The following is an 11,019-nucleotide window of genomic DNA, read 5'->3' on the forward strand; positions in this document are numbered from 1 at the left end:
CCTTTTTATAAGACAAGGTCCTTAGGCACGTAGGTCAAATTAATGGTATTTCCATCCCCGTCTATGTAAAGGGTATCCTCAATCCTTATTCCAAAACCCTTAGAGGGATAGTATAACCCCGGTTCAATGGTGAAAACATCACCCTTTTCGAGGGTGTGTTCTGAATTCAAATTTATAACCGGTAACTCATGAACATCGAGGCCTACACCATGACCAAGACTGTGAACATATCCTTCTTGAGCTTGAGGATTCTTCCGGAGTGTATCGTGTCCCTTTGATTCAAAGTAGTTAACAACAAGCTCTTCTAACTCCTTGCAAGCCTTACCAACCTTTGCCTGTTTAACCGCCTCTTCCTGAATATACCTGACTTGTTCATAGGCATCAATGACTTCATTGGAAGGTTCACCAAAAGAATAAGTTCTCGTCATATCAAAGTAAAAACCACCGCCGTATTCCTTCGGGTAGATATCAAACACGATGGGTACACCAACTCTAATGGGTTCCTCATCATTCCCGTGATTATGGGGTACTCCACCATCCCTACCCTGAGCTATAATCATACCAGAAGAATCAAGTAACCCCCTTTTAATTAACTCATTCCGAAGGAAGCCCCTTGCCATGCCAATGGTAAAAGGTTTCCCGTTATCTTCAAGATAGCCATTTAAACGTTTCAACCCCTTCAAGTAATTGACTAAGGTCAAGAAAGCTTCCTGAGTTCTCGCCGCAACAGACTTAATTTTTTCTATCTCTTCCTCAGTTTTTTGACGCCTCGCATTATACACGATGTCTTCTTTTATAGGGGGAAATTCAATATCCTTAAGTTCCGATGAAATTTTCTTGAAAACTTGAAGGTAAACATTATTAAACCTCTCACCTTGAAAATAGACTTTGCCCTTTACCCCAAACTTTTCAAAAATTCTTAAATAGTAGGAGAATCCGCGTTCAACAGGGTCTTTAATTTGATTCAATTCTCTAAGATTTAGCGAAGAAAAAGATACAAGATTGAAATCCTTAAGATGCTTGACATTATCTCGCTCCATGTCTATATGTACAAGAATTGGTGACTTTCCTTTTTCCTTTAAAAAGATACCTGAACCAATATGCGCCCCACGGGTGAGATAAAAAAGGGAGGTAGCAGAACCACTCCCCTCAACCACGACCCAATCAATTCCATTTACACCCATTAAATGATCAATCCTTTCAGAGTTCATAGGATAATATTAAATCTAAGTTCTTGAATAAACAAAAATCAGAGAACAGGCCTCAACAAATCCTGCAATCTTTCAATAATTTTGGCGTGATTGTCGCCTTCCATATAGTTCGTGATACTCGCTGAAAACTTAACATTTTTGCACGGAGGGAAAGACCCGGACCGCAAAATATTTAAAACCCTTTGGAAAACAACATCAGTCCCAGTGGAATTTGTGAAGGGAAGAATCACAACAAAGGAATTGTTTGACAATCTCCCACAAATATCCGCCCTCCTCAAATTTTCCTTCAATGTTTTGGCAATGTTGGACATGGTAGATTCTAACTGATATTTCCCATAAATGTTGGCAAGTTTTTCGTAATTTTCAACACGAATCATGAGAACAGAAAAGTCAATTCCATAACGTTTCGCCTGTTCACATTGTACATCGAGCATTTCCCTGATCAGCACCTCGCTGTATGTCTGGCTGATCAAGTCTTTATAAGACAATGCTTCGTACTGCTTCTTAAATTCAGACTTCTGATACACCAATGAACAATAGTAGGAAAGAAAAACAAGCAGATTGTGTTCTTCGGAATCTGGTTCTCTTAAATCGTTGAAGAACAGCAAGCAAAGAGAATCAACAAGGTCCTCTTCAAAGCCAAAAGGAATTACCCATCCAGAAACATACCCTGCTATATTTACAAGTTCTTTAAGACTTTCCCATTTTTGTTCTTCATTTATGATAACCGGCATTCCAACCTTTAAGTAAAATTCATTTTCAACTCTGATTTGAACACTATCTCTAAGATCTTTAAACGATTCATCCGTTCCATACACTATAAAAAACCTTGAGAGTTCCGTTTTGCTTCTTCTCAAAAGCATTGCACTTGAAGCGCCGAAGATCTCACATAGGGTTGGAAAAGTAGTTGCAACAAACTCCGGGAAAGTCGAGACCTCAAGAGAAACCTGGAGCAAATCTCTCAAGTTTACGATGAGTGAACTGCTCGGACTCTGTCTGAGCTGTTCTATCTTGTACAGGGAAAAAACAAAGAAAACGATACCTTCAATTTCATATTTCTGGGAAATAACTTTGTAGAACTCCCCCTTTATGCTTGTATCAACTACAAGGTCCTCGGCTATTTCTATTTGCATTATCTCTTTCAAATTAAGACCTATTAGATCGTCTCTTTGAACATCAAAGAGAAGCGCAAAGCCAACCGATGCATCGAGAATATTCCCATTAAAGTCCGTAAGGACCATGGGAAGGGGATTTGCACCAAAAGCGGTTTTATAAAGTTCTTTTTCAAACATATTCAAATTATAACTAACCACTTCTGTTTTAGCAAATTTTTCTTTTAAAAATTGACTGAATAAGCGATTAAACCTATAATTTAAGCAACACGGAGGCTTTATATGTTTAGAGAAGATAAGGTTAAGTGGGTAATTTTTATTATTATCGGATTGTTCACATGGTTCATATTTTTTATGACCACCGCTCCTACCATAGTCTTCTGGGATGTTGGAGAATTTCTTGCTTGCTCTGTAATATTTGGTGTTCCACACCCACCTGGCACTCCACTTTATGTATTGCTGGGAAGATTCATGACTATCATTCCCCTGCCCCTTGATACTCTTTACAAAATAATTCATCCAGGAAGCTATCCAGTAAACGCAGTATTAAAAATAACTCTTATAGCTATGCTTACCGGAGCTTTAACAGCCAGTTTTGTTTATCTTATCCTCTATGACCTCATTAAAATACTTTACAAGGAAACACCACCACTTTTTGCCCATTTAGCCGGTATTTTTGCCGGTTTAATGGCGATACTCGCAAAAGTAAACTGGGAAAACTCAATAGAGGCTGAAACTTACACCCCTGCAAACTTCATAATAGTTTTTCTAACGTGGCTTGCATTGAAATGGTATAGAGAAAAGGATGATCCTGCCTCAACAAGATACCTTATATTCTCAGGTTATTTATTAACTCTTGGCATCGGGTTTCACCTAACTTCCTTTGCTTTCTTTCCAGCACTACTGTTATTCACTTTCATTGTGAAAAAAGAACTTTACTGGGATAAAAATACCATTGGACTTCTCGGAATCACCTTTTTTTTACTTGCATCACTGCAAATTGCCTATGAGCCCGGAACACTTGGTATAGGTATTTTGGTATTGGGTATAGCTTTAATGGCGTACTATATAGTAACAGAAGTATTCAGAAAATTTAAAGGCACTGAAATCCCTTATGAAATAATCTGGATTATCCTCGCATTGGTTTATGTTGCAGGCCTTGTTACTAAAAGCCCATATCTAATTATCGGGGGCGCACTCCTTATAACTGGCCTGTTATATTACGAAGCAAAACTCTATAAAGACTGGAAGGGGCTTGCTGTCCTGTTTATGTTCTTAGGATTTGTACTGGAGATTACCATGGTTTTACGTGCAATCCATAATCCCTACATTAACGAAGCGGACCCCTCAACTTTCAGGGCATTCATGGACGTACTCACGAGGAAGCAATATGGTCCGATGAACATGTTGCCGAGAAAAATCCCTTTATTCGATCAGCTTAGAAACTATTGGGATTACTTTAGCTGGCAGTACCAACATCTCTTAATTCCAATAAGTGTTTTGGGAATAATTGGTATAATTACTCATATTTCAAAAGATAGAAAGACTCTCGCACTTATAGGATTTACCTTCTTAATCTTAAGTCTTGGCTTCCTCTGGTATCTAAATTTAAAAGATTCTCCCTCCCAGCCAGCAAACCCTTTAAACCCTACAGAAGTTCGCGATAGAGATTATTTTTATTCAGGAGCCTACATTTTCTTTGCACTTTACGCTGGATTCGGTTTATTTGAAATATTAAGACTGATGTATGAAAACCTTAAAAAGAATATCGTATTACCAGCACTTTTTGGGACCATCGTGACAGTAGGTGCAGTTTTTGGGCAAATTTATGGTTATTATCCCGTACTTGACCGTTCAAAAAATTATCTCGCAGAAGACTATGCCTACAACCTCCTTATCTCACCAGGTTCTAAGGAAAAATGTATACTTTTCACTAACGGTGATAACGATACCTTCCCACTGTGGGCGAACCAAACAGTACTTGGAATCGGAACTAACGTAATAATTGCCAACATGAGCCTTTTAAATACCAACTGGCATATATACCAGATAAAACATCAGGGCGCTCCGATCAGCTTTCCCGATTCAGTAATAAAACAGATGCCCCCCATTTTTGTTACCTTAGAAGGTAAAATAATGTACCTTGTTGATCTTATGATCAGGGACCTAATCGCAACTTCTGCCGGATATAAAACAACAGATTACATCACTTACAATCCATCCAGAGTTTTTCCAGGATACAATTTCCCTAACATTGACATCAAAATACCGAGAATTTACCTTGCGACTGCACAAGAATTCGCCCAAGAAGTGATAGAAAAGGCTGACACCTTTAGGATGCCCATATTCTTTTCTATGACCGTTTCTCCTGAACACTACAATGGATGGAACGAATACCTCAGACTTGAAGGTATGGCGATGCGCGTTATGAATAAAAAGCAAGAAACTCTACCAGAAATAAAAGAAGGCATCGATATAACCAGAACCATTTATCTTTTGAGGGCTGGAATGCCGTATCAAGAATATATAGAAACATATGGTGAAAAAATCCCTCCAACGGAAACTTTTAGATATAGGGGTGTATTCAACCCAAGAGTTTACAAAGATGAAAATCAGGAAAGGATGATCAGAAACTATGCCAGCGTCACTTTTAGAACCGCGCTGTACTACGAATCAAAAGGAATGTATAAAGAGGCACGGGATGAGTGGGATTTTGCAAGAACTTTCCTCAAGCAAATCAAACTTGACGAATATGCAGCCACGCGGGAATTTCCTTATATATACTATAAGATCGCTAACCTTTCGTACATTATTGGAGACTATCAGAAAGCAGTTGAGGTCATAAACGAAATAAATGAAATGGTACAAATTGCTCCCTTCTACAGTTTGAAAGGAAAAATTCTGAAAGAAATGGGTAATGTAGATGAATCCATTCAAAATTTTGAGGTTGCAATCCAGCTCAATCCCCAAGATACCCAGTCCTATGTTGAACTGATAGAGCTATATTTAAAGAAAGGAGAAAAAGATAAAGCACTTAAGGCTTTAGAAAGTTTATTAAAAGTAGATTCAACAAACAAACAAGCTCTTGAGTTGAAACAAAAGATTTTTTAGGAGGTAGATATGGCTCACGCTTATACTCCAGGTTTGAAAGTTACAAGAAGGACAATTTTAAGAAAAGAGAGAAGATTGCCCTTACCAGGTGAAGTGGTTGTAAAGGTAGGAGACAAAGTTTCTGCGGAGACTGTGGTTGCCAGAACGGAATTACCCGGCAATGTCCAACCTATAAACGTTGCCGGTCTTCTCTCCATACCCCCACAGGAAATAAACAGCGTGATGATTAAGAAAGTGAACGATCCTGTGAAAAAGGGCGAACCTATTGCCGAGTCTAAAAGTTTCTTCGGACTTTTCAGAAACACCGTTACATCACCAGTAGATGGATATATAGAAAGCATCTCCAACATTACGGGACAGGTAATTCTCAGAGAACCACCAATCCCTATAACAGTAAATGCTTACATTGATGGGACTGTAGTTGACGTAATTCCAAATGAAGGTGTAATTGTTGAAACAACTGCGAGCTTTATTCAGGGAATCTTTGGAATAGGTGGAGAAACCATAGGCGAAATCATGGTGGTAGCGAATTCTCCCGAGGAGGAACTAACAAAGGACAAAATAACTCCAGAAATGAAGGGGAAAATACTGATCGGGGGAAGCTACGTTACTTCAGAAGCCTTAAAAGAAGCTGTAAAATGCGGAGTGAAAGGCGTTGTAGTTGGTGCTATCGATGACAAGAATCTAAAAGACTTCCTCGGCTACGATATTGGGGTAGCGATAACCGGAAACGAGCAAAAAGGAATTACCCTTATGATTACTGAGGGATTCGGCAAGCTTGCAATGGCAAAGAGAACTTTTGAACTTTTCCTTGAACTGAATGGGAAAAAGGCCTCAATGAATGGAGCTACTCAGATCAGGGCCGGAGTTATAAGGCCAGAAATAATTGTTGCAATACCTGATGGGCAGCCAGTTCCAGAAGAGAGCAAGGAAGAGCTTAGCCAAGGATTGGAAATTGGCACAATGGTGAGGGTAATCAGAGAACCTTACTTCGGTAGAATTGGTAAGGTCACGGCTCTGCCCCCAGAGCTTCAAGTCATAGAAACAGAGGCAAAGGTAAGGGTTCTTGAATTAGAATTTGAAAATGGCGAGAGAGTTATAGTCCCAAGAGCTAATGTTGAGATAATTGAAGAATAAGGGGAATAAAAATTATGCTAAAAAATAACGAACTTGCCCAGGCAGAGATTATTGGAAGAATTGAAGAATCCGCTTCCTTTGCCGTTCTTGGTAAGGCAAAAGAACTTGAAAAAAAAGGTGAAAAGGTAATACATTTAGAGATAGGAGAACCAGATTTTAATCCACCTGAACCTTCTATAAACGCCCTTATAGAGTCCTTAAGAAAAGGTGAAACGCACTATACCACTGCACAAGGCATAATCGAACTCAGAATAGCTATTGCAGAATACGAAAAGAATTTCAGAGGAATAAAAATTGAACCAGAGCAAATTGTTATCACACCTGGTGCGAAGCCAATGATTCTCTTTGCCCTCCTTGCGGCAGTAAACCCTGGTGAAAAGGTACTTTACCCGGACCCGGGATATCTGTCGTATAAAAGCCTGATCAGTTTTATGGGGGCGATTCCTGTTCCCTACAAACTTGACAAATCAAGAAATTTTGCCATTGACTTTGAGGATTTGAAGGCGAAAATAGATAGGAAAACTACATGCATCATAATCAATACCCCCTCTAACCCCACAGGCATGGTCCATACACCCGAGGAGCTAAAAGAAATAGTACAAATAGCAAATGAACACGATTTACTTATTATCTCTGACGAAGTTTACTCAAGAATTTACTTTGAAGGGGAAAGGCATAAAACCATTCTCAATTATTCAAACAACCACCATAATATAATTTTGATAGATGCTTTTTCTAAAACCTATGCAATGACCGGGTTTAGGCTTGGATATGGGGTTTTGCCCAAAGAACTTGTCGGGGCGGTAGTTAAACTAATTCAGAACTCCTTCTCCTGTGTTCCCGAGTTCATTCAAAGAGCTGGCATTGCTGCATTAAAGGAAGGAGAAGAATTTATCGCCTCAATGGTCAATCAATTCCAAGAAAGGAGAGATAAAATTTATAACATCCTGAAGAATGTAGAAGGAATCCAGATAACTAAGCCAAAAGGCGCATTCTATTTCTTCCCTGAAATCAAAATTAACATAGATTCAAAAGAATATGCCAGATATCTTTTAGAAAATTACAAGGTTGCTTTACTCCCGGGCGATGCTTTCGGTGAGAACGGTAAGAACCACGTAAGAATATCCTTTGCTAACTCCTTGGACAACCTAATTGAGGCTGCAAATAGAATTGCCGATAGCCTTGAAAAACTGAGAAAAGAAAGAGGACTTAGAGCTTAATCAAAAGGTAAATTACAAAAAGGGCAAAAATGACCGAAAAGATGTTTATTGCAAAGTAAAAAGAGAAACTAAAACCGAAAATAGCAAGATTAACATTGACTTGCGGAATACCAATTTTCAGTTCCTCAAAAACAATTTTTCGTGCAGGACTTTCAGGAAATAGGTGGTATAAAATCTTTCCCACTATACTCCCTGATATAAGTCCAATGAGAATTGCCAAAAATACATTTTTAGCAGTTCTTTGAAGTAACATATTCCTTTCTAAATGCCGGGGGCGGGACTTGAACCCGCACGGGATTTAGTCCCAGGGGATTTTAAGTCCCCTGCGTCTGCCTTTCCGCCACCCCGGCAGAGGCGACGCCCGGATTCGAACCGGGGAATAGCGGTTTTGCAAACCGCCGCCTTAGACCACTTGGCTACGTCGCCATATTAAAATTATAAATAGGAAGAATTGAATATTCAAGAAAGCCCACGCAAACCAGACCCCAAGCTTATATATGAACGAAAAGTTTTTCAACCTTTTCCACAGAACTGTTTGAAACCATACCAAAAATAAACTCCTTGTTGACACGAAAATTGCTCAACCATATAATTACTTTTAACAAAACATAAACTTTGTCAACAAAGATTAAGATCCTGTATCGTTCCCCGTGCCCGAGGTTCGATATCAGAGATACGTTTATCTCACTTCTCGGTGGGATTTAAAAAGAGGGGTGATATATGAAAAGTAAAAAAATGGCAAAACTACTCCTCCTCTTCCCTGTCTTAGTATGGGGTTGGGGGAACGATGTGATAATCGACACGCTGAGGAGTAATAGAGGTGAGTACCCTGCAAGTTTTGACATAACATGGCGTGACACCACAGATATTTTAGTAGGAATTGGATTAAACAAACCGGACACAGCTTATGCATACTTTTATAATTCCAATGACAGAGGCAATACATGGAATCGCGTTGCAATTGCTCAGTGGACCCAGGCAAATATCAGTAAAATACAGCTCATTGAATCGCCACTCTACTTAATCACCATGTGGCAAGAAAAAGGTAATAGAGTAGGTTTTACAATTCACAATCGGAATAATCTAAATAGCTACACAGCTGCAATAATATCAGAATCGGACAGCATCGTAGATGCAATTTCTTTTTTCATTGAATCATGGGGTAAAAGCAACCTGTACATCGGCGTTGTCACCAGAAATATGGCTTCAAATACCGATGCTCTAAAGATATATAAATCTGAAAATTATGGGGCCTTTCAACAAAAAATAGTTCGTTATTTTTCTAATAACAATTACTTCTTATTTTTGAAGGACATGGATGCGGTTCTGAAACAGGATACAGTAATCCTCTACCTGACCCTTGAAAGCCTTGACCGGTCGAATAATAAATCTTCACTCTCCTATAGAATACTTAGAGAAGACCCATCCGGAAGTATTACAGAAACATCCCTCGGTTATCCTACTCAATTTGCAAGTCCTCTAAATTCTTCATCAGGAAATTCTGATGCATATACACTTACTGTTTTCCAGGCTGACAATGATTTAAAATACATTTTCGGATACGATTATTCAAATACCATTGGTCTTTATACCTTCCCTTACAACACACAGGATTCAGTAGAATGGGGTCCCTTCGTTAAAGGATGGACCAGCGGCGACACCAGTGGATTTCATATAATCTTTGCACGCGGTAACATAACCTACGGCAGTAAACTTTACTACATCAAAGCAACAGCAAATGGAAGTTCAATTCAATTTTCACCTCCTGTTCTTATTTCTGATGAAATACCCATTTGCAAAACCCCATACAATTTTCAATCAAATTACTATAACCCTAAAATAGCAACCTTAAAGGAAGAGTATGCCCCTGTAATCATCTGGCCACAGGATTTCTGGCATCTATTCTATGGGGCCCCATACTATGACAGTACCTACTTTGTCATAGACAAAATTGAAGTAGTCAAAGTTAAGGAAAGTTTAACCAATACAAGTGAACTTTTTAAAGTCTATACACAAAATAGTTTCATCACTCTGATTTTCAAGGATATTACAGGAAAGGAATATAAAGGCGAAGTTTTTAACGTGGAAGGTGAACTTATAAAAAGCTTTAAAGTACCATCCGGGACTCAAAGATTCAACTTGGATCTTACAAATCTGAGGAAAGGTGCATATTTTGTTGCACTGAAAGATAAAAATTCAATAGTAAAAGTAAAAAAATTTTTAATCTGGTGAAAAACGCCCGAAAGGGCAAAGGAGAGCCATGAAAAATATAATAGTGAAAACAATAGTGGGTATAGCCCTGCCCGTGCTTCTCTTCGCATGGGGCAACGACATGGTTGTAGATACCATGCGGAGAATCGATAATGAATTTCCCGTGACCTATGACATAATTTGGCCGAATGACACAAATATGATCATCGCAATAGGATACGACTATCAAAATACAGATTCTTATGTCAATCTATACCAGTCAAACGATCAAGGTCAGACAATTACCAATTTCGTATCTATGCATTACTATGGCCATAAAACCAAAAGCATCCAACTAAGATATTCTGATCAATATGGTCTTCTGCTCTGGTCAACCACTGACGGCGAATTGTGGATGTTGATCTTTGATCTGAACACACTAACTTATGTAACTGCCTCTCAAATTGCTAATAGTGATAGTGTTGTCGCGGCATCTTTTACGAAGATAGTCAAAAACGATACTTTGACGATCTACGTTGCAACTACCTCCAGAAATTCAAGCTACGACGTAATGAAAATATATAGGTCAATCGATTACGGTTCTTTTGAAAAAGTGGATAGCGTAGCCTATGCGAATTCTGCAGTATACCGTACATATAGAGACATAGACGCAATTATCCATGGTGACTCAATCAAAGTTTACGCAACCTATGAGATCATAGACCGTTCAACAAACGATAAAGACTATAATTTCTGGATTTTTAACGACCAGCCAGATAGACTTTTTACCTATAGAACTACCCGTAATTTAGAAATAGACCCTTCTGTAAACTCTAACTATCCCTCCTTGGGAGTGGCGCCGGGAGGATACCTGATAGGTCTATACGAGGCAAATGGCGACATTAAATACGTTTTCAGTAACGACTACGGTAATAGCGTTGTAACCTATGACTTCCCCTTTGATACCGCCGATTCTTCCGAAGCAACACCGGTAGTTATACCATGGAATATTCCACCATATTATAGGGGATTTAATAC

The 11,019-nt window shown here is 38.9% G+C and carries 8 protein-coding genes and 2 tRNA genes; 5 read left to right on the top strand and 5 right to left on the bottom strand.

Going from position 1 to position 11,019, the window contains the following annotated elements; translation table 11 throughout:
• Positions 1 to 5 precede the first annotated feature (5 nt).
• Both QMD82_00725 and QMD82_00730 read right to left on the bottom strand, forming a co-directional pair.
• Positions 6 to 1,211, bottom strand: a complete 1,206-nt coding sequence (locus QMD82_00725; protein ID MDI6850451.1) for a Xaa-Pro peptidase family protein — start codon at positions 1,209 to 1,211, stop codon at positions 6 to 8.
• A gap of 38 nt (positions 1,212 to 1,249) precedes the next feature.
• Positions 1,250 to 2,503: a diguanylate cyclase gene (locus tag QMD82_00730; protein ID MDI6850452.1), complete on the bottom strand. Its 1,254-nt coding sequence runs from the start codon at positions 2,501 to 2,503 to the stop codon at positions 1,250 to 1,252.
• A gap of 102 nt (positions 2,504 to 2,605) precedes the next feature.
• Between QMD82_00730 and QMD82_00735 the strand changes: the two genes are divergently transcribed.
• From QMD82_00735 to QMD82_00745, 3 genes are read left to right on the top strand one after another with little or no spacing between them, the layout of a single operon-like run.
• Entirely contained in the window at positions 2,606 to 5,434 is a 2,829-nt protein-coding gene (locus QMD82_00735; protein ID MDI6850453.1) for a DUF2723 domain-containing protein, read from the top strand.
• A 9-nt stretch (positions 5,435 to 5,443) separates the two neighbouring features.
• Complete coding sequence (locus QMD82_00740) at positions 5,444 to 6,571, top strand: hypothetical protein (protein MDI6850454.1); 1,128 nt, start codon at positions 5,444 to 5,446, stop codon at positions 6,569 to 6,571.
• 14 nt (positions 6,572 to 6,585) lie between these two features.
• Positions 6,586 to 7,791: a pyridoxal phosphate-dependent aminotransferase gene (locus tag QMD82_00745; protein MDI6850455.1), complete on the top strand. Its 1,206-nt coding sequence runs from the start codon at positions 6,586 to 6,588 to the stop codon at positions 7,789 to 7,791.
• Here QMD82_00745 and QMD82_00750 read toward each other — a convergent pair.
• From QMD82_00750 to QMD82_00760, 3 genes are all read right to left on the bottom strand, one after another.
• Positions 7,781 to 8,044, bottom strand: a complete 264-nt coding sequence (locus QMD82_00750; GenBank protein MDI6850456.1) for a hypothetical protein — start codon at positions 8,042 to 8,044, stop codon at positions 7,781 to 7,783. The two genes, QMD82_00745 and QMD82_00750, sit on opposite strands and share 11 nt — an antisense overlap.
• A gap of 13 nt (positions 8,045 to 8,057) precedes the next feature.
• Positions 8,058 to 8,141 (bottom strand) — tRNA-Leu (locus QMD82_00755).
• A 2-nt stretch (positions 8,142 to 8,143) separates the two neighbouring features.
• Positions 8,144 to 8,217 (bottom strand) — tRNA-Cys (locus QMD82_00760).
• Between the two features lie 294 nt (positions 8,218 to 8,511).
• Here QMD82_00760 and QMD82_00765 point away from each other — a divergent pair.
• Together QMD82_00765 and QMD82_00770 are read left to right on the top strand one after the other, a co-directional pair.
• The gene (locus QMD82_00765) at positions 8,512 to 10,023 is read left to right on the top strand and encodes a hypothetical protein (protein ID MDI6850457.1); all 1,512 of its coding nucleotides are present in this window, start codon (positions 8,512 to 8,514) and stop codon (positions 10,021 to 10,023) included.
• A gap of 28 nt (positions 10,024 to 10,051) precedes the next feature.
• Positions 10,052 to 11,019 (top strand): hypothetical protein (locus QMD82_00770; GenBank protein ID MDI6850458.1); only part of this gene is annotated, 968 nt, incomplete at its 3' end.

The organism is bacterium, from assembly GCA_030019025.1.
In the GTDB taxonomy this organism is placed as follows: Bacteria; Hydrothermota; Hydrothermia; order UBA1063; family UBA1063; genus UBA1063.

Excerpts from the sequence above, each read along its gene's own strand:
- QMD82_00750 (MDI6850456.1), bottom strand. The coding sequence starts at position 8,044 with ATGTTACTTCAAAGAACTGCTAAAAATGTATTTTTGGCAATTCTCATT.
- QMD82_00740 (MDI6850454.1), top strand. The coding sequence starts at position 5,444 with ATGGCTCACGCTTATACTCCAGGTTTGAAAGTTACAAGAAGGACAATT.
- QMD82_00745 (MDI6850455.1), top strand. The coding sequence starts at position 6,586 with ATGCTAAAAAATAACGAACTTGCCCAGGCAGAGATTATTGGAAGAATT.
- QMD82_00765 (MDI6850457.1), top strand. The coding sequence starts at position 8,512 with ATGAAAAGTAAAAAAATGGCAAAACTACTCCTCCTCTTCCCTGTCTTA.
- QMD82_00730 (MDI6850452.1), bottom strand. The coding sequence starts at position 2,503 with ATGTTTGAAAAAGAACTTTATAAAACCGCTTTTGGTGCAAATCCCCTT.
- QMD82_00725 (MDI6850451.1), bottom strand. The coding sequence starts at position 1,211 with ATGAACTCTGAAAGGATTGATCATTTAATGGGTGTAAATGGAATTGAT.
- QMD82_00735 (MDI6850453.1), top strand. The coding sequence starts at position 2,606 with ATGTTTAGAGAAGATAAGGTTAAGTGGGTAATTTTTATTATTATCGGA.